Source organism: Asanoa ishikariensis, assembly GCF_900107455.1.
GTDB classification, from domain to species: Bacteria; Actinomycetota; Actinomycetes; order Mycobacteriales; family Micromonosporaceae; genus Asanoa; species Asanoa ishikariensis.
Genome location: NZ_FNQB01000004.1, coordinates 122,634 through 145,170 on the forward strand (window position 1 = coordinate 122,634; position 22,537 = coordinate 145,170).

Here is a 22,537-nt window from a genome sequence, read left to right on the forward strand (position 1 = left end):
CGCCAACGGAAGCCGGGACCGCGGTCGGACGAGTTCACTCACACCGCCGACCACGCTGTGGCCATGACGCGAACCAGGTCCCTTGTGCTCATCCCGCTGTTGCTCGCCGCCGCGCTCGCCGGCTGCCACCTTGGCGCCGCATCAGGCTCGGCTACTCCGTCGGCCGCACCGTCGGCAAGCCGTCAGGAGTTGCTCGCCCTCGGCCAGGAATGGGTTCAGTGCATGCGCGACAAAGGCCTACCGCGGATGCCGGACGCGCAGCTCACCGAGGAGGGCTACCTCAGCTTCCCGCCCCAAGACGACTACAACTGGAAAGAGGACGGCGCCGAACACCCGGACATCATCGAGGCGTGCAAACCGATCGAGGACCGCTATCCGCCCAACGCGTTCCGTCCCAAGGAGCAGGTCTCGGCCGACGACCTGCGCAAGCTGCGGGAGTACGCGGAGTGCGTGCGCACGAACGGCCTTCCGGCCTGGCCCGATCCGAGATCCGACGGCTCCTTCGACCTCAGCGGCACCGCGCTGGCAAACGGCGTCCCCAAGGATCAGATGACCAAGGCGATCGAAGCCTGCCGCAGCATCTGGAGCGGCCGGATCGCCATCAACAGTGGCCCGGGCGGAGGAAAGAAGTGAGCCGGCGGCGGGCCGGCGCTGTCGTCGCGCTCGCGGTGGCCGCACCGCTCGCGGCCGGTGTGGTCTACGCGGTCCGGTCGGATCCGACATCGGCCACCACGCCCACGAGCGGCATATCGACCGGCACCGCGGAGGTGACCAGAGGAACCCTGACCCAGAGCATCCAGATCGACGGCATACTCGCCTACACGGGGACGTACGCGGTCAGCTACCAGGGTTCCCCCGGTGTGCTCACCGCCGCCTCCCGGCCAGGCACGACGATCGGACGCGGCGGCATCCTCTTTCGGGTGTCGGACGCGCCGGTGCGCCTGCTGCTCGGCGCGGTCCCGGTGTATCGGGACTTCGGGCCCGGCATGACCGACGGCCCGGACGTGCGTCAGCTCGAAACGAACCTGGTCGCCATGGGCTTCGATCCAGACCATCGGATGACGGTGGACCGCCATTTCAGCGCGGCCACCGCTGCGGCGATCAGGCGGTGGGAGAGAGCCTGGGGCCGGCAGGCGTACGACCGCACCGGTCGACTCCACCAGGGACAGATCGTGTTCCTGCCCACGCCGTTGCGGGTCACGGCACTACCGCTCCAGGTCGGCGCCGCCATGGCGCCGGGTGCGACGGCGCTCACCGGCACGTCGACGAGCCGCGCGGTGGTCGGCCAGCTCGACACGGGCGCACGTGGCAGGGTTCGCGTCGGGGATCAGGTCAAGGTCTCACCGCCGGACAGTGACCCGATCCCGGGTCGGGTGACCGCGATCGGCCAGGCCGCGACGGCTCCGGCCGACAGCTCGAGCCTCGACGGTCCGCAGCAGCCGGACGCCGCGACCGTCCCGGTCACGATCAGCGTGCGCCTGCCGCGCGGATTCACGTTGGACGAGGCGCCGGTCACGGTCGAGGTCACTACGAGCTCCCGGCCCGACGTGCTGCTCCTGCCGATCGCCGCACTGCTCGCCCGTCCGGGCGGCGGCTACCAGGTGCGCCTGGTTGGCGGCGGTGTGGTGCCTGTCGAGCCGGGCAGCTTCGACGAGACCAGCGGACAGGTGGAGATCGTCGGCGGCCTCGTCGAAGGGCAGTCCGTGGAGGTGCCGGCGTCATGACTGCGGTCCTCGAGCTGGTCGACGTGTGGAAGGTCTATCCCGGCCCACCGCCGGTCGAGTCGCTGCGCGGCGTCACGTTCACCGTGTGCGGTGGCGAGCTGGTGGCCGTCCTGGGCCCGTCCGGTTCCGGTAAGACCACGCTGCTGAACCTCGCCGCCGGGCTGGACCGCCCCTCCGGGGGCTCGGTGCGGATCGCCGGCAGCCCGGTCGAGACGTTGCGCGACCGGCAGCTCTCGGGCGTCCGGGCGCACCGCCTCGGCGTGGTCTTCCAACAGTTCGTCCTGCTGGATCGGCTCACCGCCGTGGAGAACGTGGCGACCGGGCTGATCTACCGGGGCGTGCCGGGTGGCCGGCGGCGTGCCGCGGCCCGGGACGCTCTCGAACGGGTCGGCCTGGCGCACCGCGCCGATTTTCCGGCCGCGCGGCTGTCCGGTGGGGAGCGGCAGCGGGTCGCCATCGCTCGCGCGTTGGTCGGCCGGCCCGCGGTGGTGTTGGCGGACGAGCCGACGGGCAACCTCGACTCCGTCGCCGGCGACGGCGTGATCGGCCTGCTCCAGGAGCTCAACGCCGACGGGACCACCATCGTGGTGATCACACACGACGAGCGGATCGCCTCGACGATGAGTCGCCGCGTCGAGCTGCGCGACGGTCGGGTCGTCCTGGACACGGGGGCCGCGTCGTGAGGTCCAGACTGCGTCTGGCGGACCTGCTGCCGGTCAGCACGGTCGGTCTGCGCTCGCGACCCGGGCGAGCCGTGCTGTCGATCCTCGGCGTCGCCATCGGCATCGCCGCGATGGTCGCGGTGCTGGGTGTGACCCAATCCAGCCAGGCCGACGTGCTCGCCGAAATCGACCGCGTGGGCACCAACCTGCTCACCGTCGCCACCGGCAAGACGACCGGCGGCGACGAGGCCGAACTGCCGCCCACCGCCGCACCGGGGGTGGCGCGGACCGACGGAGTGCTGTCGGCTGCCGCGACGGCGACGCTCCCGGTACGTGTGTACCGCACCGACCGCATCCCGAGCGGGCGCACAGGCGGGCTGTCCGTCCGGGTCGCCGACCCCGCCCTCCTCACGACCCTGGACGGCAGGATGCTGGAGGGCCGCTTCCTGGACCCGGCGGTGAGCCGCTACCCGGCTGTCGTCCTCGGCACCTACGCCGCGACAGTGCTCGGCGTCCGGGATGTCACCGGCCGTCCGCAGGTCTACCTCGGCGATCGTTGGTTCACCGTGATCGGGGTGATGGCCCCGGTGGACCTGGCTCCCGAGCTCGACACCGCGGCCTTCATCGGCGCCGCCGTGGCGGCCACCGAGTTCGGCTACCAGGGGAGCCCCACGCGGATCTTCGTGCGCGCTCAGACCGACCGCACCGACGAGGTTGCCGGCCTCCTGGCGCGTGCGGCGAACCCGGCGCATCCGGAGGAGGTCGCGGTCAGCCGGCCGTCGGAGGCGCTCACCGCCCGGCTGGCGGTCACGGACGGCACCACGGTTCTCATGCTCGGTCTCGGCGTGGTGGCGCTGCTGGTCGGTGGCATCGGCATCGCCAACGTGCTGGTGATCTCGGTGCTGGAACGGCGTGGCGAAGTCGGCCTGCGTCGCGCTCTCGGCGCCACCCGTGGCCATGTCGGTGCCCAGTTTCTGGTGGAGTCGCTGCTGCTGGGTGCCGCCGGGGGAGTGGCGGGCATCATGTTGGGCACGGCGGTCACCTTCGCCATGGCGACCGCGCGCGGATGGCAGACCCTGGTGCCCGCGTACGCCGTGGGGGCAGGGGTCGCCTCCGCTCTGCTGATCGGCGGGTGTGCCGGGCTGTACCCGGCCCTACGTGCGGCTCGCCTTTCCCCGACCGACGCCCTGCGGACGCTATGACCGCGCCGGGTAGGCGGTGGGGACGCACGGGGTGACCCAGGTGGAGCGCGCGGTGGGGCGGCGGCAGGTGTAGGTGAGCGCGGGCGGAAGGTTGCGCCACACCGACGCGCTCGCGATGACCTCGTCGAAGGTGCCGTGCAGGAGACGGCGCAGGCCGCGGGCGCCGGCGAGCGGCAGCGCGTGCAGATACGCGAACGTCGCGAACCCGGCGCCCGGGGCGAGCACCTGGGCGACCGCGGTCATGATCCGTTGCTGCGCCGCCGCCGGGAAGAGCGACCACGGCAGGCCACTGACCACCGCGTCGACCCGGTCCACGCCGCGTTCGCGCAGAACCGCCCGCAGGTCCGCGGCGTCAGCGACGACGACCTCGAGGTCGGGCCGTCGAGCGCTCAGCCGCTCGGCCAGCCGCGGGTCGATCTCGATCGCGAGGTGGCGGGAGCCCGGCAGGAGCCGCCGGCCGATCGCGTCGCTGACAGCGCCGGTGCCGGCGCCGAGCTCCACGACGGTCGAAACGTGCGTGCGGGGCACGATCTGGGCCAGACGGCGACACAGTTGCGGTGCGCTCGGCGCGATCGCGCCGACGGATCGTGGGTTCCGGCTCGCGGCGTCGAGGAAGGCGAGCAGGTCAGGTGGTGTGGTCACGCCGACCAGCCTCTGCGGCGCCGAGCGCCGTGACGTCGGCCACGAAGCCCGTCCCGCTGGCCGGCGGCAGGACCGCACTCCTACCGAAGGAGGAACCGCGTACCCAGCGTGGCGTTCTAGGGTCGGCGGGTGTCGCCCCCCATCGCACGGTCGCGCCGCGGGTTCTGGCTGCGTCTGGTCCCGACCGCTCTGGCTGTCTGCTACCTGCCGTTGGCGGACCAGCCCGGCAACCCCGTCGACGGCTGGGCGTGGGCGTTCGGGCTCGGCGCCGCCGCGCTGTTCGCGTTCGGCCGCCGGATCCCGCTCACGATGGTGCTCTGCCTGGCCGCCCTCCTGGTTGTCTGCGACCGGATCGGCACCCACGCCGACGTGGTGGTGATCCTGGCGACCTTCGCGGCGTTGATCGATCTGGCGTTGCAGCGCGACCGCCGATGGATCGCCGTCGGCGCGATCGCGGCCGGCGTCGGCCTGTTCGCCAACTTCGTCGACGTGCCGCTGGAGCCCCTGCAGCCGCCGTTCTTCTTCGTCGTCACCGGCGTGATCGCCAGCCTGCTCGGCGCGCCGATCCTCCTCGGCCTGCACCTCAAGGCAGCCCGGCTCGCCACCGCGCAGGCCCAGCAGCGCGCGATCGAGCTCGAACAACGGCGAGAGTCGGAAAAGGCGATGGTACGAGCCACCGAACGCACCGCCATCGCCCGTGAGCTGCACGACATCGTCGTCCACCACGTCGCCTCGATCGTGCTGCGCGTCGGTGTGGCCCGCCACCTCGACCCTGACGCTGATCCGGAGACGGCGGCCGCCCTCGACGACGTGCACGCCACGGGCACCGCCGCGTTGGCCGACCTGCGCCGCCTGGTCGCGGTGCTGCGTGACCCCGCGACCATCGAGGAGGAGGCCCACGCTCCCTTGCTCGACCCCGCCGACCTGCCCGACCTGCTGCACCAGGCGGTCGCCCGCAGCCGCAACGCCGGCCTGTCCCTCGACGCCCGCGTGGACCCGACGGTCGCGCGGCTCGACGCGGTACGCGGCCTCGCCCTGCTGCGGGTGGTCCAGGAAGGGCTGACGAACGTGCTCAAGCATGCCGGCCCCCGAGCGAGTGCCACGGTCACCGTGGAGGCGACGGCGGACGGCGCCGTGCGGATCCACATCGCCGACGACGGTCCCGCTGCGGCACAGCGGCCGCCTCAGGGCGGACACGGTCTGCTCGGCCTGCGCGAGCGGATCGACCTGCTCGGCGGACGCTTCGACGCCGGACCCGCGGCGTCGGGCTGGCGGGTCCAGGCGGTCCTGCCGGCAGCCGTCACACCGGCGCCGCTCGCGGCGGGGTCGGCGTGAGCATTCGGCTCCTGCTCGTCGACGACCAGCGGCTGGTGCGGGCGGGGCTGCGCGCGCTGTGCGCCGCCGAACCCGACATCGAGATCGTCGGAGAGGCGGTCGACGGCCGGGACGCGGTCCACCTCGCCGAGCGGCTCGCGCCCGACGTCATCCTGATGGACCTGCGCATGCCACGGATGGACGGGATCGAGGCGACGACGGAGATCCTGCGCCGGCGCCCGCACGCTCGGATCACCGTGCTGACGACGTTCGACGACGACGACCACCTCTACCCGGCATTGGCCGCCGGCGCCTGCGGCTTCCTGGTCAAGGACGCCACCCCGGACGAACTGTTGGACGGCATCCGCCGCGCCGCCCGTGACGAGAATCCGTTCAGCCCGACGGTGCTGCGCCGCCTGGTCTCCCAGGCGATGTCCGCGCGGACCGACCGGGGTGCGCCGGTCCCCGTCCCGGCGGCGTCGCTGACGGCACGCGAGCGCGACGTGCTGCGCCTGCTCGGTGCCGGTCTGTCCAATGCGGACATCGGTGAGCGGCTGCATCTCGGCATCACCACGATCAAGACGCACGTCGGCAACCTGATGACCAAGACCGGGTACGCCAACCGGGTCCAGTTGGCCGTGTTCGCCGTCCGCGCCGGACTGACCGAGGAACCCGCCGGTCCTGATCGCAGCGGCTAGAGGTAGAGGCCGGTGGCGACCGGCTCCCGTTCCTCCGAGCCGCCGTAGCCTTCGCGCAGTGCGTAGAGCTCGGCCAGGGTGGCGCCGTCCGCCGGCACCCCGGTCGAGGTGCCGAGCCAGGCCGTGGCCTCGCCGAACGGCAATGCGGGCACCTCGATGCGGGCCAGGCAACGCCCGGGACGCACGACGGCCGGGTGCAGGCGGGCGAGGTCTTCGTTGGTCGTGATCGCCACCAGCACCTTGCGTCCCTGACCGAGCAGGCCGTCGGTGAGGTTGAGCAGCCGCGAGAGCGCCTGGCCGGTGTTCTGCTTGGCCTCACCGCGGATCAGCTCGTCGCAGTCCTCGAGCAGCAGCAGCCGCCATTTGTCGTGCCGCTTGTCGGGGCACCGGCAGTCGCCGGAGCTGCTGAGGGCGACCTCCATCAGGTAGGCCGGGCTGGTGAAGAGCGCCTCCGGGTCGAGCACGCAGTCGAACTGGCACCACTCGTGCCACTCGCGCGCGAGCGCCCGCAACACCGTGGTCTTGCCGGTGCCGGGCGGCCCGTGCAGCAGCAACAGCCGGCCACGGACGGACGCACGGTCGACCTTCATGAGGCGGTCGAAGCTCGCCGCCGCGACACCGGCGTAGTTGGCCCGGATGTCGGCCCAGGAACCTGCCGTGATCGGCCGCGGGTGACGCTGCGGGCTCTGCGGCCCGAAGTACCAGAAGCCCATCTGCACCGACTCTTCCACCGGCGCGGGCTCCTCGGTCATCCCCTCGACGGCGCGCTCCATGATCTCGGCGCACAGCTCGGCCGTGACCGCGGTGACCGAGACCTCGGCGCTCTTGGTCCGCGGCCAGTGCACCGACCGCAGCGTCCAGCCCTCGCCGGAGGCCAGCCGGGCGTGCTCGTTCGTGCTGGTGCTCTCGCGCAGCGTGGTGACGCCGGCCGGAAGCAGGGTGGCGTCCGCGCGCACGTCGGTCAGGTCACGCGACGTCGCGTGCGGCTGGTGGCCGGCGACGAAGGCGGTCAGGGCGAGCGCGTCGATGATGTCACGAGGGGAGTCGGAGTCGTCGACGGTGAGCACGACGGGCAGCACCGACTCCGGCGCGACGCCGGCGGCGCCGAGCTCGAACGGGATCTGCCGAGGGATGTGCACCTCTCAATGATCACCGCTGAATCCGGTTGTGGGTAGCGGTTTTCCGGCCGGCGGAGCCCTTGTGACGGTTTCTCATGTGGACCGGGCACGCTAACATCGGTGACGGAGCCGATCCGGGCTCCGCAAGCCCTCGTAGCTCAGGGGATAGAGCAGCGGCCCTCGGAGCCGTGGTCGGGTGTTCGAATCACTCCCGAGGGCGCGGTCGGGACGTGGCTGATGGCCGTGAGGACGATGGATCGGTGACGCTGACTCGACGAACGAAGATCTTCGTGATCGGCGGCGTCGCTGCGGTCGCCCTCGCCGCCACGGCGGCGGTTTTCGGCTCGCAGAGCATCGAGGTCGCCAGTTGGCTGGCCGGGATCGGCAGCCTGGCGGCGACGGTCGTCGCGTTGATCTCCACCCGCGAGGGCTCGCCGGCCGCTGACACCTCCCCAGTCGAGGTGCCGACCCTCGCCCCTGCGCCGCCGGAGATCGTCGCCGTCCCGACCCTTCCGCCGGTGTCGGCGCAGGTCGCGGACGACACGGCCGCCCAGGTCATCGTCCCGGCCGGCGCCTGGACACCTCAGCTCGAGCGCCACGGCGTCTCCGAGGGTCTGCTCCGTGGCGAGGCGGCGGGTGGTCTCTCGACGGCACTCGCCCCGCTCGACGACTTCCTCGCCCAATCGCTGCCGCTGGTCCGCGTCGAGATCCGCACCGCCTACCGACCGCGTACCGTCCATGCGGGATCGGTCGACCAGTTCTGGACCGTCCTGCTCGTGGACTCGATCCTCAACGATGGCGGCATCGGCCTCAAGCGTTGGCTGCTGCGGGAAACCGATCTGATCCTGCGCGCCGAGCGCCAGCACGTTCCGCGGCTCACCGAGGTCTGGGAATGGCTCTTCGCGACCCACCTCGCCGCGACCGCTGACGAACCCGCCGACGGGGTCATGGCGACGCTCGTCACCGAGGCGGTCCGCCAGTCCGGCGATGACCACAAACGGCTTTACCCCATCTTCGACTTCCTCATCGGGATCGCGCGCGACGACCCGGCGACTCTGCGGCTCATCCGCGACGCGCTGACGCGGCACGACGAGGTGCTCCGGGAAGGCGGCGGCAGCCCCGCGGTGTTGAAGCGGATCCAGCTCCTGCTCGGTCGTCTCGGCGTGGCGGTCGGGCCGGCGCCGTTCCGGCCCAAGCTCGTAGAGTTCGCGCCCGACATCACGTGTCCCTACCCGTTCCAGGCGATGCAGGCGCCGCTCACGGTCGGCGACGTCGACACCATCCTTCGTCGCTCCGGCCGTGTCGACGCCGCCCTGCCTCACGTGCTCGCCCAGGACAACACCGACGGCACCGCGTTCGGCGGGCTCTGGCGGGAGCTGGCCGACATCCTCGGCTCGTTGTCGCGCAGCAGTGGCGGTGACGAGTGGCGGTGGGACATCCCGACGGTCGCGGAGTGGGTGACGCTCGCCGGCTGCGTCGACCAGCCCTACCCCTGGGGGCACGACCGCCCGACGGCTCTCCACGCCAACCTCAAGTTCGATCGCGGCAGCCGGTTGAGCCCGGTGCGCACCTACGTCGCGGGCCGGTCGCCGGCCGGCATCTACGACTGTTGCGGCGGCGTCCACGAGATCGTCCGTGAGCTGCCGCACGACAGTTTCGACACTGACCAGCTCTTCGAGGGGGCGTTCCGGCTCGCGGGCGGCTCCTATCTGAGCCCTCCGCACGGCGTCACCGGGCAACGGTTCCGCCACCTGTCCCCCCGGGACCGGGGCACCCGCAAGAGTTGTGTCGGCCTCCGCCTCATCGCCTACCGCGAGGCCGACGAGGCGCGACGCTGGGAGGCGTTGCGCACCTACCGATTGAGCCGGCAAGGGCCGCCGCCGGCGCGCACCCCGACCCAGCGCCACGCGACACCCGCCAACCGGACCCGCGGCGGCGTGCGCTAGATGATCATGACCTGGTGGGTACGACGGCACGTGCCGTGGTTCAATGGCGGCCATGATTCTGCGGCGCGCCCTTGCCGTCCTCCTGCTGGTCGCCGCGCTCGTGGCCCTCTATCTTTCGCGCGGCTCCAGCTCTCTGGATGAGCTCTCCGATTCGGCGAAGTCGGGCATCTCCGTTGCCGCGGCGGTGTGCGTGCTGGCGGCGGTGCGGCTCTGGCTGCGCAAGGCGCCGGAGCAGTGAGGTAGCCGCTAGGCGGTCTGGCCGAACAGGGCCGCCTGGACGTCGGCATAGAACGTCGCGGGGTCGCCGGCGAGGGCGGCTTTGACGTTGGCGGTGACGGGGTCGCCGATGACTTCGAGTTTGCCGGCTTCCAGGCCGTCGAGGGCCATGGCGACGATGTCGGCCGGGGGGAGCTTCGGGATGTCGTAGGCGGCCATCATGTCGGTGTCGGCTATGGCGAGGGCCAGGGCGGTGACCTGCGTCTGCTGGCCGGCGAGCTCGATCCGCACGCCGTTGGTCAGGGACCATTCCGCCGCCTTGGCCGCGGCGTACCCGTTGCTGCCGGGGCCGTAGACGTACCAGGAGAGCGCGGAGATGACGTTGAGAATGGCGCCGCCCGCGAGCCGAGGCGCGAAGGCGCGGGTGACGTTGAGGGTGCCCCAGAAGTGCGTGTCGAACTCGCGGCGGACGTTGTCGAGGTTGTCGCCGAGCAGGGGCGAGTGGGTCGAGATGCCGGCGTTGTTGATCAGGATGTCCAGCTCGCCGACCCGGGAGGCGGCCGCGTCGATGGAGGCCGCGTCGGTGATGTCCAGGTGCAGCGGGATGACGCCAGGCGTGTCGATGAGCTCGGGGCGACGGCCGGTGGCGTAGACCGTGTGGGCGCCGCGCGCGACGAGGGCTTCGACGAACGCCTTGCCGAGGCCGCGGTTGGCGCCGGTGACGAGAGCTTTAGCTCCGGTGATCTGCATGCGGTTACGCTAAGACCTGACGCTGACGTCAGAGGCAAGGTGCGAGACGGGGGTCACACGTGCGGATCGGAGATGTGGCGACGCGGGCCGCGGTGAGCGTCCGGGCGCTGCGGTACTACGAGGAGCAGGGGCTGCTGGCCGCGACCCGCAGCGTGAGCGGGCAGCGGCACTACACCGAGTCAGCGGTGGAGCGGGTCAAACTGATCCAGTCGCTCTACGGCGCGGGGCTCTCCAGCAAGACGATCGCCGACCTGCTGCCCTGTGTCGACGCTCAGGTCAGCACACCGGAGTCGCGGGCGCTGCTGGCGGCCGAGCGCGACCGCATCGACCGGCAGATCGCGGAGTTGACGCTCACCCGGGGCAAACTCGACGCCATCATCGAGCAGACCTCCCGTCCGAGCCCGCAAAGCGCCTACACGACCGAGCCGGCGGAATGACCCCGTGCGGGTAGTGACGGACGAGGAGCGCCGCGCCCGGTTGGGTGTGCGGCACGCGCTCGCGGAGTCGGCCAGGGTGAGCTCTCCCGAGGAGGCTGCCCGCGCGGTGGTGTGTCTACACGCGACCGAGGCGCCGAGCGTGCACCTGTCGTGCTGGGCGCGCGTCGACGACGTCGCAGTCGACGACGTCGAGCGGGCGCTCTACGACACGCGCTCGCTCGTCAGGCAGCAGTCGATGCGCGAGACGCTGTTCGTGTTTCCCCGTGACCTGGTGCCGGCGGTGTGGGGGAGCGCGGCGGCCCGGGTGGCCGCGGTGCACCGGAAACGACTTCTCAAGGACCTCGAACGATGGGGCCCGGCCGACGGGGGGCACGGAGCCGCCTGGCTCGCGACCGTGGAGAACGCGGTGCTGGCTCGGCTCGCCGACGGCGTGCAGCGGTCGTCCAAGCAGATTCGCGAGCAGGTGCCCGAGGCCGGCGGCGTCATCGTCCAGGCTCCGGACAAGACCTGGGGAGGACCGGTCGCGATCGCTCCGAAAGTCCTTACCCAGCTCAGCCTTGACGGCGCGGTGGCACGCGCCGGCAACGCCGGTGCCTGGTACGCGAGCCGCCCGACCTGGACGACGACACAGGCGTGGTGGGTGCGGGCCGTGCCCGGTGCGCTCGCGTCCCAGCAGGGCTACGCCGAGTTGGTGGGTCGCTGGCTGTGGTCCTACGGACCGGGCACCGTCGAGGACATCGCCTGGTGGCTCGGCGCCACCAAGTCCGTCGTTCGGACGGCGCTCGAGGACCTCGGCGCGCAGCAGGTGTCCCTTGAGGACGGCTCGATCGGTTGGCTGCGCGCCGACGATCTCGACCCCGTCGCCGCTCCCGAGCCGTGGGTCGCGCTCCTGCCGCTGCTCGACCCGACCGTCATGGGCTGGAAGGGACGAGCCTTCTACCTCGGCCCGCACGCACCCCAGCTTTTCGACAGCGCCGGCAACGCCGGGACCACCGTCTGGGTCGACGGGCGCGTGGTCGGCGCGTGGGTGCAGAGCCCCGACGGTGTGGTGGGGCTGCGCCTGCTCGACGAGGTCACCCCGGCGGTGCACCAGCCGTTGGTGGCCGAAGCGCGACGACTCACCGAGTGGCTGGACGGCCAGCGGGTCTTCACGGTCTACCCGTCACCGGCCATGCAGTGACGGCCGTCGACCCCGGCCTCGACCTTCCAGAACTCATAAATTACTAATTAATATTGACCTCCTGCCGTAACAAGATGGAAGATCGTCGAAACCGTCCCCGCGGTGACCCCCTCGTTCGGCAGCGAAGGAATCTGATGTGAATCGATTTGTGCTCACTGCCCTGCTCGCCGTCACGGCCGGTCAACTGACCGTGCCGGCGGCCGCGCACGCCGGCCCTCCAGCGACAGCAGCACCCCAGCAGCAGACGCCGTACATGGGCTGGAACACCTACTACGGCCTCGGTGGCGACCCCACCGAAGCCGAGGTCAAGGCCAGCGCCGACTTCCTGGTCAGCAGCGGCCTGCGCGACGCCGGCTACCGCTACGTCTGGATCGACGGCAACTGGGCCGCGCCCACCCCACGCAGCGAAAGCGGCGACCTCGTCGCCAACCCCGCGCAGTTCCCCAACGGGCTGGCGCCACTCGTGCAGTACATCCACGCCAAGGGGCTCAAGGCCGGCATCTACACCGACGCCGGACCGTACATCCCCGGCAAGTGCGGTCTCGGCAGCGGCGGCGGCTACTACCAGCGCGACGCCGACCAGTTCGCCGGCTGGGAGTTCGACGCCGTGAAGGTCGACTTTCTGTGCGGCATCGCCGCGGACCTCGACCCCAGGACCGTCTACACCGAGTTCGCGCGCGCGTTGCGGAACAACGCCAGCCACCGGCCCATGGTGTTCAACCTCTGCAACCCCGTGACCTCGCCGGACTGGGGCAACTATCCCGAGTCGCAGCAGTCGACGTTCTCCTGGTCCTACGCACCGGGCATCGCGCAGTCCTGGCGGACGTACACCGACGTGGGCTTCCTCGGTGACATCAAGTTCAAGGACGTGCTGCGCAACTACGACGCGAACGCGCGGCATCCCGAGGTGGCCGGGCCCGGCCACTTCAACGACCCGGACTACCTCGGGCCGCAACTCGGCATGACCGACGAGGAGTTCCGCACGCAGATGACGCTCTGGTCGGTGGCCGCCGCGCCGCTGATGATCGGCAGTGACCTGCGCACGCTCAGCAGGTCCTCATTGGACATCCTCGCCGACCCCGATGTGATCGCGATCAACCAGGACCGGGCCGGCGTCCAGGCCGTCCGCGTCGGCCCCGCCGGCACGACCGAGACCTGGGTCAAGCGTCTGGCGAACGGCGACCGGGCCGTCGTGCTGCTCAACCGAGGCGACAGCCCGCAGACCCTGACCGTCAAAGCGAAGTCCATCGGGCTCGACGGCGGCCGGTTCACCCTCGAGAACGCGTGGACCGACCAGGTCACCGAGAGCGCCGGCACGGTCAGCGCGGCCGTCGCCGCACACGGCGCGGCGCTGTTCCGCGTCAGCAAGGCCCGCGGCCTGCCGGGCGTCCCGCACGTGACCGCCAGCCTGGGCGCGCCGTCGGTGGTTGCCGCCGGCGAGGAGGTGCGGGTCGAGGTCACCGTACGCAATGACGGTTCGCTGCCGGTGCTCACGCCCGCCGTGCGCCTCGCGGCGCCCCAGGGCTGGACGGTCCAGGCCAAGGGCCGGGCGCCGAAGGTGCTGACACCGGGGAGCAGCACCACGTTCGCCTTCGCGGTGACCCTCGCGGCCAACGCCGCCACCGGAACGAACGAACTGACCGCCACCACGTCGTACGACGTGATCGGGCATGGACGGGTGAGTCAGACGACCGCTGCCAGCCTGGTGGTCGCCCCGGCGGCCCCGGACGGCGAGGTCGTCCTGTCGCACCACGCCTGGATCAGCGCCACCAGCGGATGGATGAGCCCGACCGTCGACCTCAGCGTCGGCGGCTGGTCACCGATCAGCATGCTGGGCCAGGTCTACCCGACCGGGATCGGCGTGGCATCGCCGTCGACGGTCCGTTACTACCTAGGCGGGGCGTGCACCCGGCTCGCGGCGGTCGTCGGCCTGGACGACGCGGTCCGCAACGTCGGGCCCGAGGGTGCCACCTCGACCTTCCAGGTGATCGGCGACGGCCGGGTCCTGTTCGACAGCGGTGTGCTCACGCGAGACGACCTCCGCCAGGTCGACGTCGACCTGACCGGCGTCCGGGTCCTCGACCTCGTGGTCGGCGACGCGGGCGACGGCGGCTACAACGACCGCGCGAACTGGGCGGGCCTGACCGCGTCCTGCTGAGTGGGGCAGCCGCACCCAGGTCACCTGGGTGCGGCGCCTCAAGCTGGCTGCCTGGCGCAGAACTCGTTGCCTTCCGGATCGGCCAGGAGCCGCCAGCCGTCATGCTCGGACAGCACCGTGGCGCCGAGCCGGAGGAGTTGCTCCAGGTGAGCCTCGTCCCGGAGCCGGACATCGACGTGCATGCGGTTCTTTACCGTTTTGGGCTCGGGAACCTCTTGGAGGAAGAAGACCAGCGAACCGTCCGGGGAGTCGATGGCCACCGTCGGGTCGGTCTCCGGTGTCAGTCCCAGCGAGGCGAGCCGGGCAACCTCGGCCTCGTCATAGGGCCGGATCCGCCAACCGAGCGCGACCTCCCAGAAGCGCGCCAGGCTCGACGCATGACGGCAGTCGAGCACGATCTCCACGAGCTGGCTCATCCGGCGAACGCTACGCGCGTGACTTGACGGAGTTACATGGTCGCGGCGCGAAATATGGGTGCCGGCATCGATGGCCGGTGCGCCGCCGTCCGGAGATCCTTGGGTTGGGCGGTGGCAGACGTGGTGCACCCTGCCGCCGCCCACCACAGGCGACCGCTGCGGGAGGAGAGGCGATGGAGATCGAACGCCACCGACTGGTGCGGCTAGGGACGGTCTACGTCGTCACCACCGCCAGCGGCGCCCGCATCGGCGTCGTCCGTCGCCACGACGAATGGTTCGAGTTGCTGCTCTACTCCACCGACGACCCACGCGCCGCGCCCCACGGGCTGCCGCTGACGGTGGACGAAGCGCGAGCCCTCTCCGCGCTGCTCGCACCGAACCTCACCACACCTGTCCGAATAACCGAGGAGCGATTGCCGCTCCGGGCGGGTCATTCACGTACCGCGACCGATCGGGTTCGGCAAGGTCCACCTCGCCGAACCCGATAACGTCGCAGGCTTGCCCGTCGGTTTAGGGCTCGTGCACCTTGAGGCGGCCGGCATAGCGGGCGAGCAGCGCGTCGTTGTGCGCGTCCCCACCCTCCACGTTGGCCGACCGATATACCGGCGGGTCGATGCCCCGCGCGATCAGCGCCTCGCAGATCTGCGCGGACAGCAACTGCGCGACCAGCACGCTGGTCATCGTCGACGTCGGCACGATCCGCGCCCCGCCGGGCAGTTCGAGGGCGGCGTCGCCGGGCACGCCCCGGTTGTCGATCACGACGTCGGCCACCTCGAACAGGCGGGCGCCCGAAGGGTGCCGGGACGCCATCGAGGAGCTGTGTGCGACGGACGTGACCGCCACCACCGGGTTGCCGTTGTCGCGGCCGATCGTGGCCATCTCGACGACCGCGCCGTTGATCCCTGAGTTCGACGCGATCAGCAGCACGTCGCTCGGGCGCACGTCGTGCAGCGCCCAGACCCGGTGTGCCAGGGCCGGGTCGCGTTCGCAATGCGGGTCGAGAATGTCCGCCGGGTCGACGCCGCCGTACATCACGAGGTCCTTGATGGACAGTGCGTTCGCGGGCACGAGGCCGCCGGCCCGCCCGGCGATCTCCATGGCGAACGAGCGGGAGTGGCCGGTGCCGAAGACCTGGACGATCCCGTCTCCGGCGAGCGCGTCGGTGCACAGCAGCGCGGCCTTGCTGATCGCCGGCCCTTGGGTGGCGACGACGCTGTCTATCGCCTCCTGGATGGCACCGAGGGCGGTTGGGTTGGTCACGGACGATCCTTCCGGTTAGCCAGGGCGAGCGCAGCCGCCTGGTCGAGCACGATTTCGGCGCTTCCGGCGACGACCGGGGAGCGCAGCACCTCGTAGTCCGCGCGCCGGTAGGCCGCGCGGACGGGCAGGTAGCCCAGGTATCCGTTGGTGTATCCGATGAGGATGGTCGGGTGGTCGAGCGCGTGGTCGAGGCGCTCGCCGAGCGCCAGGTAGGGCTCCGCGCCGACCGCGACCAGCGAGACCGGCCCGATCCGGACCGCTGACGCGACACAGGCGGGATCGACGGCAGGCGCCGGTGACTCAGCCGCCAGTTGCGCCGCCTGCAAGGCGGTCCACGCGGTGCGCCGGGCGACCGCACCTCGCGCCCGCTCGAACCGGGCTGAAAGCGATTCGATCAGCTCCGGCGACCCCGGGGGAGGCTTGGCCTCGAGTGGCACACGCACCTGCCGCGACACGATGGAGGCGTGCGCGGGTACGACGGCCCGCGCGGGTCGCCGCAGGCTCCGCGCGACGGTCGAGGCCACGACGCCACCCAGCCGCGCGCACTCCGAAGGCGTCTGTGCCAGGCGGTGGGCCCGCGTGCTGACGTCGCCGGCGGCGCCGGTGGCGACCATCGCCCAACCGCCCACATCGGCCAGGGCGCGGCGGGTGGCGCCGGTGAGGTCGGCGCTCACGCACAGGTTGTCGGCGCTGAGCACGGTCGGGTGGATGGGCAGCACCACGACGGCGCCGATCAACGCCCCCGACGGGTCGCTGAAGCTGAGCGTGTCGACCGGCACGGTGCGCCGCGGCCGGGCTCCCGAGCGTTGCCCGCCGACACCGGTGAGCCGGGTGCGCCGCAGTTCCAACAGCGCGTCACGCTCGGAAGAGACGGCCTCCGCCATCGCCCGCGCGGCCGCCTCGGTGACCGCGTCCCGCCATGGCGCCGGCGTGGTCGGCGACGACGGCAGGCAGCTCGTCTCTGGGCCGGCGTGGGTGTGCGACGCCGACAGCCAGACCACGGCGTCCGGCATGGTCGCGGCGACGTCGGCCGCGAGGTCCTCGTGGACGTACGGCAGGTCCGCGACGGCCCAGACGAACCGGGTGCCGCCGCTCTCGATCGAGACCGCGGCGACCGACAGCGGGTCGAGCGTGCCCGTCGACGGACCGGCGCGTCCGGCGTAGCCGCCCAGCGGTGTGCCGACCGGGACCTCCAGCGGCACGGCGGCGTGGCCGACCCTCATGCCGCCGCCCGCCGGAACAGGCCGGTGATCGCCGCGGGGTTGGTGATCGCGGTGCCCACCACCACCGCGTGCGCGCCGGCGTCGAGCGCCGCCCGGGCCTCCTGCGGCGTCCAGATCCGGCCCTCGGCGACCACCGGCACGGCGATCGCGGCCGCCAGCCGGGCGACCAGCTCGAGGTCGGGACCGACGGGCACCCTTCCGCCCGTGTAGCCGGACAGGGTGGTCGCGACCAGGTCGGCACCCGCGTCCGCCGCGGCCAGCCCGGCCTCGTAGTCGTCCACGTCCGCCATCACCGGCACGCCGTACTCCCGGTGAATGGCCTCGATCTGCGCCGACAGCGACGTGCCGTCGGGCCGTGCCCGGCGCGTGCCGTCGATGGCGACGAGGTCGGCGCCGGCCTCGATCACCGCGCCGGCGGCGGCGGCCGAGGGCGTGATGAACACGCCGTCGTGGTCGCCGAGTTTGTTGATGCCGATGATCGGCACGTCGACGACGGCGCGGATCGCGGCGACGTCGCCGACGCCGTTGGCACGGATGCCCTGTGCGCCGCCGCGCAGCGCCTCCTGTGCCATCCGGGCCATGGAGTCGGGGCCGTGCAGGGCGCTGTCGGGCTGCGCCTGGCAGGACACGATCAGTGACTGGGGCGGAAAAGGAACCTGCATCAGAATCCTCGGTAGACGTGGAGGTGGCCGCCGTACGGGCCACAGTGGTCGAGCAGGGCGAGGCGGCGGGCGCCGTCGAGGGAACTGCCGGCCGGCGGCACGGGGGAGGCGCGCGGGCATTGCGCGGCCAGCGCTTCGTGGAACGCGTCGACGAGCGGGCCGCCGGCCGCGACCAGCCGGCCGACCAGCGTCACCGGCACCGCGCCCGCGCCCGCTCCGGTGACGAAGGCGACCGCGCTCGCCGCGGTGTGCGCGAGCTCGGCCGCCGCCGATCGGATGACGCGGATGGACACCGGGTCGCCGCCCGCCGCCGCAGCGACCACGTCGGGAGCGAACCGGGCGATGTCGTCGACCATCCGCGGCGACGTGTAGATGCGCTCGGTGAGCTGGGGCAACGGTCCGAAGCGGTGCTGTGCGGCCGCGTCGAGCGCGGTGGCCGATCCCCGGCCGTCGACCGCCCGCAGCACGGCGGCGATGCCGGCGCGGCCGATCGCGAACGCGCTGCCGTCGTCGCCGAGCAGGTGGCCCCAGCCGTCGAGCCGGCGGATCGTCCCGGCGGCCGGGTCCACGACCAGGCAGCCGACCCCGGTGCCGACCGTGAGCGCGACACCGTGCGACGAGGGCAGTGCGCCCGCGTGCGCGGTCACGTTGTCGGCGCCGAGCACGACCTCCCGCGCTCCGAGCACGCGGGCGATGCCCGCCGAGAGCGCGTCGCGCCGGTTGGCGCTCGAGGGCAGTCCCGTCAGCCCGAGCACGACCCGTTCGACCGGGCCGGCCGCGCCGGCGGAGGCCCACGCCCGCTCGACCGCGTCGATGGTGGCGGTGATCGGGTCGCCGGCGTGGTAACTGAATCCGGGCGCCTCGTGCACCCGGTCGTCGCCGACGACGGCGAGCCGCAGCCGCGACTGTCCACCGTCGACACCGACGCGCAGCCCGCTCATCGCAGGCCCGCGCTCATCGCGACGCCCTCGACGAATCGCTTCTGCAGGCTCAGGAACAGCACGATCGTCGGCAGCAGCGCGAGCACCGCAGCGGCCATCATCATCGGCACGCTGCTCGCGCCGAGGTTGTTGGCCTGCATGGCGGCGAGCCCGACCGGCAGCGTGCGGTGCTCGTCGTCGGAGGCGACCAGCAGCGGCCACAGGTGGCTGTCCCAGTTCATCAGGAAGATGAACAGCGCCAGCGCCGCGATCGGGCCGCGGACCAGCGGACCGATGATGGTCAGGAGGGTACGCACGACGCCGGCGCCGTCCAGCCGGGCGGCCTCGAGCAGCTCGTCGGGGACCGAGTCGATGCTCTGGCGCATCAGGAAGATGCCGAACGCGCTCGTACCCGCCGGGATGATCAGGCCCGCGAAGCTGTTGACCCAGCCGAGGTCGAACACCAGCGCGTACAGCGGGACGTAGATGACCTCGAGCGGCACCATCAGCGTCGCGAGCACGACCACGAACGCGGTGTTGCGTCCCGGGTACGAGAACTTCGAGAAGCTGTAGCCGGCCAGCGTGCAGGTGACGATGTTGAGCAGCGTGACCGAGACGCCGACGAACACGCTGTTGAGGTAGTAGCGGCTGAACGCGGCCTCGGTGAACGGCCGTGCGAAGTTGTGCCACTCGAAGCTGCTCGGCCACCAGTGCAGCGGCACCGAGAGCACCTCGCCGCCGGGCTTGAGCGCCGATAGGAAGGCGTACGCGAGGACCGCGGCGAACACGACCCCGCCGGCCGCGACGAGCAACTGGACCCCGACGCGGGCGGTTCGGCGCACCGGTGTGGTCTTCATGAGTCCTCCCGGCGGAACACCCGTAGCTGCACCATGGTGACGGCGATCAGCAGCGCGAACATGAGGACGGCGACCGCGCTGGCGCGGCCCATGCGGGCACTCTCGAACGCCGTCTTGTAGACGAACTGGTTGACCACCTCGGTGCCGAACGCGCCGTCGGTGAGCACGACCTGCGGGCTGAACGACTGGAAGCCACGGATGACGGCGATGATCGTGCAGATCGCGGTGATGGGCTTGAGGAGCGGGAACGTGACCCGCCAGAAGCGTTGCCAGGCGTTGGCGCCGTCGACCAGGGCGGCCTCGTGCACCTCGGCCGGCAGCCGGGCGAGCCCCGCCAGGAAGAGGATCAGGAAGAACCCGGTCTCCTTCCAGACGCCCATGATGACCAGTGCCCAGCGGGCGCTCGACGAGCTGCTCAGCCACGTCACGTCGAGTCCGAGCGTCTGGTTGAGCAGGCCGTCGGGGTGCAGGACGAGCCGCCAGACCACCGCGATCGCCACCCAGCTCGTCGCGACCGGCAGGAAGTAGAGCAGCCGCACCCAACCGAGGCCGGCGGTCATGCGGCGCAGCACGATCGCGAGCAGCAGCGCGAGAACGAGCGCCGGCAGGTACGTGCCGACCGTGTAGAAGATCGAGTTCAGGACGGTCTCGCGGAACCGGGGATCGGTGGCCAGGAACCGGAAGTTGTCCAGCCCGACGAACTCCGGCGGTGCGGTGAGGCTGTAGTCGAACAGGCTCAGGTAGAACACCCGCAGCCCGGGGTAGATGGCGAACACCGCGAACAGCGCCAGGGCCGGCACCGAGAGCAGCGCGCCGAGCAGGTCGCGGCGGTGGACCCTCCGGCGCCGGCGGATGCCGGCGCCGGAGGGGCGGTGACGGGGGTTCACCGCGGGTGGGGAGGCCTGGTCCGGCCGGGTGGGGGCGGTCACGGCTAGCCGATGCTCCGCTGTACGGCCTCGTTCGCTTCGCGCAGCGCCTCGTCGACCGGCTTGCCGTCGAACACGGCCGCGTCGACCGCGTCGCGGATGGTGTCCTGCACCTCGGCCCAGTGCGGCCCGACCTGGTCGTACTTGCCGGTGCCGTAGGACTGTGCGATCACGTCGATGAACGGCATGGCCTTGGCCGGCGCGCTGGTCTCCCAGCCCTTGACGGGCTGGACGAAGCTGACGTCGGTCAGCCACCGCTCCTTCTGGCTGGCGAGGTAGGAGATGAACTTCCACGCCTCGGCCTTCTGCTTGCTGGCGTTGTTGACCGCCCAGAAGTATCCGTACACGCGGTTGACCGGGGTCGAGGTCGCGGTGGGCTGGGGGAGCGGCACGACGGCCAGGTTCTTGTAGGTGTCGGGGTTCGACTCCTTGATCTGGTCCATCGACCACGGGTAGACGATCGCCATGGACTGGGTGCCGCTGGCCAGGTCCTGGAACGGCGCGGTCGCGTCACGCGAGGAGGACTTCGGGTCGGAGATCCCCGAGGTGCGGGCCAGCTCGACCCACAGGCGCAGCGCCTCCTTGGTGCCTTCGGACTCCAGGTTCGCGGTCTTGCCGTCGGCGGAGACGATTGAGCCGCCGGTCTGGTTGGCCAGCGTCTGGAAATTCTGGCTGTACCAGCCGGAGTGCAGGTAGAGGAAGTTGAACGCCTGCTTGTGACCGGCCGCGTTGAGCTTCTTGCCGTAGTCGACGACCTGCTGCCAGGTCTTCGGCGGCTGCGCCGGATCGAGGCCGGCGTCCTTGAAGTGGGCGGTGTTGATGGCGAACGCGGTGCCGTTGAACTCGCTCGGCACGCCGAACAGCTTGCCCTCGGCGTCCTTGGCGCCGTCGAGCGTGCCGGGCACGTAGTCGGCCTCGACCTCGCCGACCGACGACTTGCCGAACGCCTTCGGGTCGATCTCGGCGAGCAGCCGCTTGGGCAGGTACTCACCACGCAGCGCGTTGTCGTCCATGTTGATGATGTCGGGCCCGGCGCCGGTCGACAGCGAGGTCAGCATCTTGGTGTTGAACTCGGTGTTCGGGATCGTCTGGTACTCGATCTTGACGTTCGGGTTCTTGCTCTCGTACTCGGCGATCAGCTTCTTGTTCAGGTCGATCATCGGCGGGTGCGTGTGGGTCCAGAACGTGATCGTCACGTTCCCGCCGGCGGCGTCGTCACTGCCCCCGCCGCAGGCGGCCGAGCCGGCCGCCACGACGGCCAATGTCGCCGCAATAGCCATAAAACGCCTTCGATGTATGCGCGTTCTCACCGTGGTACCTCCATGAAAGGTGCGCTACCGCTGGGGTTCGGGGGTTCTCTTCGTCGGCTTGAGCTCGACGGTGATCGTGTAGTAGTCGCCGCGGTAGACGGACTCGCCGTACTCGACGACCCGGCCGTGCCGGTCCCGGACCAGCGTCCGAATGCGGAAACACGGCTGTGTGACGGAGATGCAGAGCAGTTCGGCCGTACGGGCGTCCGGCAACGCCGGCTCGACCTGTGCGGTGCCCGAGATGATGTCGATGCCGTAGCGCTCTTCCATCAGCGCGTACCAGGAGCCTTCGAGGTCTTCGGCGCCCAGGTCCGGAAACAGCCGGGCCGGGACGATGTTGGTCTCGACGGCGAGCGGTTCCTCGTCGCCGGACCGCAGCCGGATGAAGCGGATCACCGGGTCGCCCTCGGGCACCCGCAACTGTCGGGCGACCTGGGTGGTCGCCCGCATCCGGCGGATGTCCAGGGTCCGGCTGCTGGCCTTGACGCCGCGGCGCGTCATCTCCTCGGTGAACGAGGCGATCGTCAGGTGCCGAGGAACCCGCGGCTTGCTCGTGTAGGTGCCCTGGCGTTCGCGACGCTCCAGCAGACCGTCGAGCACCAGCCCGTCGATCGCCTTGCGGAGCGTCATCCGCGCCACCGACCAGCGCTGGGCCAGCTCGCGCTCGGCGGGTATCCGCTCGCCGACCGGAAGCGAGTCGATCAGATGCAGCAGGCGGGCCCGAGCCTCGGCCGCACGGTCGGAGCCGTCCAACAACATCGCGCTCACCTCCTGCCACCCGACGTCGGCATCGATTCGCATGCCGATCTTTGTTCGCGTTGGTGGCACGCTAGTGCGGCCAGGCGCCGCTGGGCTAGACCATGGACCGAATTCGAATAGACCAGGCGATGATCTGGCCCGACAAAACAGCAGGTGA

The 22,537-nt window shown here is 71.3% G+C and carries 24 protein-coding genes and 1 tRNA gene; 13 read left to right on the forward strand and 12 right to left on the reverse strand.

The genetic code is table 11. The features are described from left to right. Nucleotides 1-84: 84 nt before the first annotated feature. Genes BLV39_RS33385 through BLV39_RS33400 form a run of 4 tightly spaced genes read left to right on the forward strand, consistent with a single transcriptional unit; the run spans nt 85 to nt 3,588 of the window. Entirely contained in the window at nt 85-633 is a 549-nt protein-coding gene (locus BLV39_RS33385) for a hypothetical protein (RefSeq protein WP_143049999.1), read from the forward strand. Further along, on the forward strand, nt 630-1,724 hold the full coding sequence (locus BLV39_RS33390; protein ID WP_090801120.1) for a peptidoglycan-binding domain-containing protein: 1,095 nt from the start codon (nt 630-632) through the stop codon (nt 1,722-1,724). The genes BLV39_RS33385 and BLV39_RS33390 overlap by 4 nt, the downstream gene beginning before the upstream one ends. Further along, complete coding sequence (locus BLV39_RS33395; RefSeq protein ID WP_090801122.1) at nt 1,721-2,407, forward strand: ABC transporter ATP-binding protein; 687 nt, start codon at nt 1,721-1,723, stop codon at nt 2,405-2,407. The genes BLV39_RS33390 and BLV39_RS33395 overlap by 4 nt, the downstream gene beginning before the upstream one ends. Continuing rightward, on the forward strand, nt 2,404-3,588 hold the full coding sequence (locus tag BLV39_RS33400) for an ABC transporter permease (protein WP_090801124.1): 1,185 nt from the start codon (nt 2,404-2,406) through the stop codon (nt 3,586-3,588). The genes BLV39_RS33395 and BLV39_RS33400 overlap by 4 nt, the downstream gene beginning before the upstream one ends. Here the strand turns inward: BLV39_RS33400 and BLV39_RS33405 are convergent. Next, a complete protein-coding gene (locus BLV39_RS33405) occupies nt 3,583-4,230 on the reverse strand; it encodes a class I SAM-dependent methyltransferase (RefSeq protein ID WP_204082735.1) in 648 nt (215 codons plus the stop codon). The genes BLV39_RS33400 and BLV39_RS33405 overlap by 6 nt on opposite strands. 129 nt (nt 4,231-4,359) lie before the next feature. On the opposite strand from BLV39_RS33405, the gene BLV39_RS33410 reads away from it, so the two are divergent. Beyond that, nucleotides 4,360-5,565 (forward strand): sensor histidine kinase, encoded by a 1,206-nt coding sequence (locus tag BLV39_RS33410; RefSeq protein ID WP_090801126.1) that lies wholly within the window; start codon nt 4,360-4,362, stop codon nt 5,563-5,565. Continuing rightward, nucleotides 5,562-6,242 carry a response regulator gene (locus tag BLV39_RS33415; protein ID WP_204082734.1) on the forward strand — a complete coding sequence of 227 codons (681 nt, stop codon included), beginning with the start codon at nt 5,562-5,564 and terminating at the stop codon, nt 6,240-6,242. The genes BLV39_RS33410 and BLV39_RS33415 overlap by 4 nt, the downstream gene beginning before the upstream one ends. Here BLV39_RS33415 and BLV39_RS33420 read toward each other — a convergent pair. After that, on the reverse strand, nt 6,239-7,381 hold the full coding sequence (locus BLV39_RS33420) for a DUF5925 domain-containing protein (RefSeq protein ID WP_204082733.1): 1,143 nt from the start codon (nt 7,379-7,381) through the stop codon (nt 6,239-6,241). The genes BLV39_RS33415 and BLV39_RS33420 overlap by 4 nt on opposite strands. Before the next feature lie 126 nt (nt 7,382-7,507). On the opposite strand from BLV39_RS33420, the gene BLV39_RS33425 reads away from it, so the two are divergent. The 3 genes from BLV39_RS33425 to BLV39_RS43305 all read left to right on the forward strand — a co-directional run bounded on the left by BLV39_RS33425 (nt 7,508) and on the right by BLV39_RS43305 (nt 9,544). Then, a tRNA-Arg gene (locus BLV39_RS33425) sits at nt 7,508-7,580 on the forward strand. A 40-nt stretch (nt 7,581-7,620) separates the two neighbouring features. Beyond that, on the forward strand, nt 7,621-9,306 hold the full coding sequence (locus tag BLV39_RS33430) for a hypothetical protein (RefSeq protein WP_090801128.1): 1,686 nt from the start codon (nt 7,621-7,623) through the stop codon (nt 9,304-9,306). Nucleotides 9,307-9,358: 52 nt separating this feature from the next. Next, a complete protein-coding gene (locus BLV39_RS43305; protein WP_176985222.1) occupies nt 9,359-9,544 on the forward strand; it encodes a hypothetical protein in 186 nt (61 codons plus the stop codon). Nucleotides 9,545-9,552: 8 nt separating this feature from the next. Here BLV39_RS43305 and BLV39_RS33440 read toward each other — a convergent pair whose 3' ends face one another. Further along, a complete protein-coding gene (locus tag BLV39_RS33440; RefSeq protein ID WP_090801133.1) occupies nt 9,553-10,272 on the reverse strand; it encodes an SDR family oxidoreductase in 720 nt (239 codons plus the stop codon). 59 nt (nt 10,273-10,331) lie between these two features. On the opposite strand from BLV39_RS33440, the gene BLV39_RS33445 reads away from it, so the two are divergent. The 3 genes from BLV39_RS33445 (at nt 10,332) to BLV39_RS33455 (ending at nt 14,047) form a co-directional block, all read left to right on the forward strand. Further along, nucleotides 10,332-10,709, forward strand: a complete 378-nt coding sequence (locus BLV39_RS33445) for a MerR family transcriptional regulator (protein WP_090801135.1) — start codon at nt 10,332-10,334, stop codon at nt 10,707-10,709. Between the two features lie 4 nt (nt 10,710-10,713). Then, nucleotides 10,714-11,889, forward strand: a complete 1,176-nt coding sequence (locus tag BLV39_RS33450) for a winged helix DNA-binding domain-containing protein (RefSeq protein ID WP_090801138.1) — start codon at nt 10,714-10,716, stop codon at nt 11,887-11,889. Between the two features lie 136 nt (nt 11,890-12,025). Then, nucleotides 12,026-14,047: an NPCBM/NEW2 domain-containing protein gene (locus tag BLV39_RS33455; RefSeq protein WP_204082732.1), complete on the forward strand. Its 2,022-nt coding sequence runs from the start codon at nt 12,026-12,028 to the stop codon at nt 14,045-14,047. Nucleotides 14,048-14,085: 38 nt separating this feature from the next. On the opposite strand, the gene BLV39_RS33460 is transcribed toward BLV39_RS33455, so the two are convergent. Further along, nucleotides 14,086-14,463: a VOC family protein gene (locus BLV39_RS33460; protein WP_090801141.1), complete on the reverse strand. Its 378-nt coding sequence runs from the start codon at nt 14,461-14,463 to the stop codon at nt 14,086-14,088. A 173-nt stretch (nt 14,464-14,636) separates the two neighbouring features. Between BLV39_RS33460 and BLV39_RS33465 the strand changes: the two genes are divergently transcribed. Then, nucleotides 14,637-14,951 (forward strand): cation:proton antiporter regulatory subunit, encoded by a 315-nt coding sequence (locus tag BLV39_RS33465; RefSeq protein WP_090801143.1) that lies wholly within the window; start codon nt 14,637-14,639, stop codon nt 14,949-14,951. A gap of 22 nt (nt 14,952-14,973) precedes the next feature. Here BLV39_RS33465 and BLV39_RS33470 read toward each other — a convergent pair whose 3' ends face one another. From BLV39_RS33470 to BLV39_RS33505, 8 genes are read right to left on the reverse strand one after another with little or no spacing between them, the layout of a single operon-like run. Next, nucleotides 14,974-15,723 carry a sugar isomerase domain-containing protein gene (locus tag BLV39_RS33470; protein WP_090801145.1) on the reverse strand — a complete coding sequence of 250 codons (750 nt, stop codon included), beginning with the start codon at nt 15,721-15,723 and terminating at the stop codon, nt 14,974-14,976. Continuing rightward, the gene (locus BLV39_RS33475) at nt 15,720-16,946 is read right to left on the reverse strand and encodes a hypothetical protein (protein WP_090801148.1); all 1,227 of its coding nucleotides are present in this window, start codon (nt 16,944-16,946) and stop codon (nt 15,720-15,722) included. Before BLV39_RS33475 ends, BLV39_RS33470 begins: the two co-directional genes overlap by 4 nt. Beyond that, nucleotides 16,943-17,608, reverse strand: a complete 666-nt coding sequence (locus BLV39_RS33480; protein ID WP_090801150.1) for an N-acetylmannosamine-6-phosphate 2-epimerase — start codon at nt 17,606-17,608, stop codon at nt 16,943-16,945. The genes BLV39_RS33475 and BLV39_RS33480 overlap by 4 nt, the downstream gene beginning before the upstream one ends. Continuing rightward, nucleotides 17,608-18,549: an N-acetylglucosamine kinase gene (locus BLV39_RS33485; RefSeq protein WP_090801152.1), complete on the reverse strand. Its 942-nt coding sequence runs from the start codon at nt 18,547-18,549 to the stop codon at nt 17,608-17,610. The genes BLV39_RS33480 and BLV39_RS33485 overlap by 1 nt, the downstream gene beginning before the upstream one ends. Then, entirely contained in the window at nt 18,546-19,385 is an 840-nt protein-coding gene (locus tag BLV39_RS33490; RefSeq protein WP_090801154.1) for a carbohydrate ABC transporter permease, read from the reverse strand. Before BLV39_RS33490 ends, BLV39_RS33485 begins: the two co-directional genes overlap by 4 nt. Further along, complete coding sequence (locus tag BLV39_RS33495) at nt 19,382-20,314, reverse strand: carbohydrate ABC transporter permease (RefSeq protein ID WP_143050000.1); 933 nt, start codon at nt 20,312-20,314, stop codon at nt 19,382-19,384. Before BLV39_RS33495 ends, BLV39_RS33490 begins: the two co-directional genes overlap by 4 nt. A gap of 2 nt (nt 20,315-20,316) precedes the next feature. Continuing rightward, nucleotides 20,317-21,591, reverse strand: a complete 1,275-nt coding sequence (locus tag BLV39_RS33500) for an extracellular solute-binding protein (RefSeq protein WP_090801158.1) — start codon at nt 21,589-21,591, stop codon at nt 20,317-20,319. A 54-nt stretch (nt 21,592-21,645) separates the two neighbouring features. After that, complete coding sequence (locus BLV39_RS33505) at nt 21,646-22,422, reverse strand: GntR family transcriptional regulator (protein ID WP_090801161.1); 777 nt, start codon at nt 22,420-22,422, stop codon at nt 21,646-21,648. Nucleotides 22,423-22,537 lie beyond the last annotated feature (115 nt).

Coding starts and splice junctions, on each gene's coding strand:
- BLV39_RS33395 (WP_090801122.1), top strand. CDS start 1,721: ATGACTGCGGTCCTCGAGCTGGTCGACGTGTGGAAGGTCTATCCCGGC.
- BLV39_RS43305 (WP_176985222.1), top strand. CDS start 9,359: ATGATTCTGCGGCGCGCCCTTGCCGTCCTCCTGCTGGTCGCCGCGCTC.
- BLV39_RS33440 (WP_090801133.1), bottom strand. CDS start 10,272: ATGCAGATCACCGGAGCTAAAGCTCTCGTCACCGGCGCCAACCGCGGC.
- BLV39_RS33460 (WP_090801141.1), bottom strand. CDS start 14,463: ATGAGCCAGCTCGTGGAGATCGTGCTCGACTGCCGTCATGCGTCGAGC.
- BLV39_RS33465 (WP_090801143.1), top strand. CDS start 14,637: ATGGAGATCGAACGCCACCGACTGGTGCGGCTAGGGACGGTCTACGTC.
- BLV39_RS33475 (WP_090801148.1), bottom strand. CDS start 16,946: ATGAGGGTCGGCCACGCCGCCGTGCCGCTGGAGGTCCCGGTCGGCACA.
- BLV39_RS33480 (WP_090801150.1), bottom strand. CDS start 17,608: ATGCAGGTTCCTTTTCCGCCCCAGTCACTGATCGTGTCCTGCCAGGCG.
- BLV39_RS33485 (WP_090801152.1), bottom strand. CDS start 18,549: ATGAGCGGGCTGCGCGTCGGTGTCGACGGTGGACAGTCGCGGCTGCGG.
- BLV39_RS33490 (WP_090801154.1), bottom strand. CDS start 19,385: ATGAAGACCACACCGGTGCGCCGAACCGCCCGCGTCGGGGTCCAGTTG.
- BLV39_RS33500 (WP_090801158.1), bottom strand. CDS start 21,591: ATGGCTATTGCGGCGACATTGGCCGTCGTGGCGGCCGGCTCGGCCGCC.
- BLV39_RS33505 (WP_090801161.1), bottom strand. CDS start 22,422: ATGCGAATCGATGCCGACGTCGGGTGGCAGGAGGTGAGCGCGATGTTG.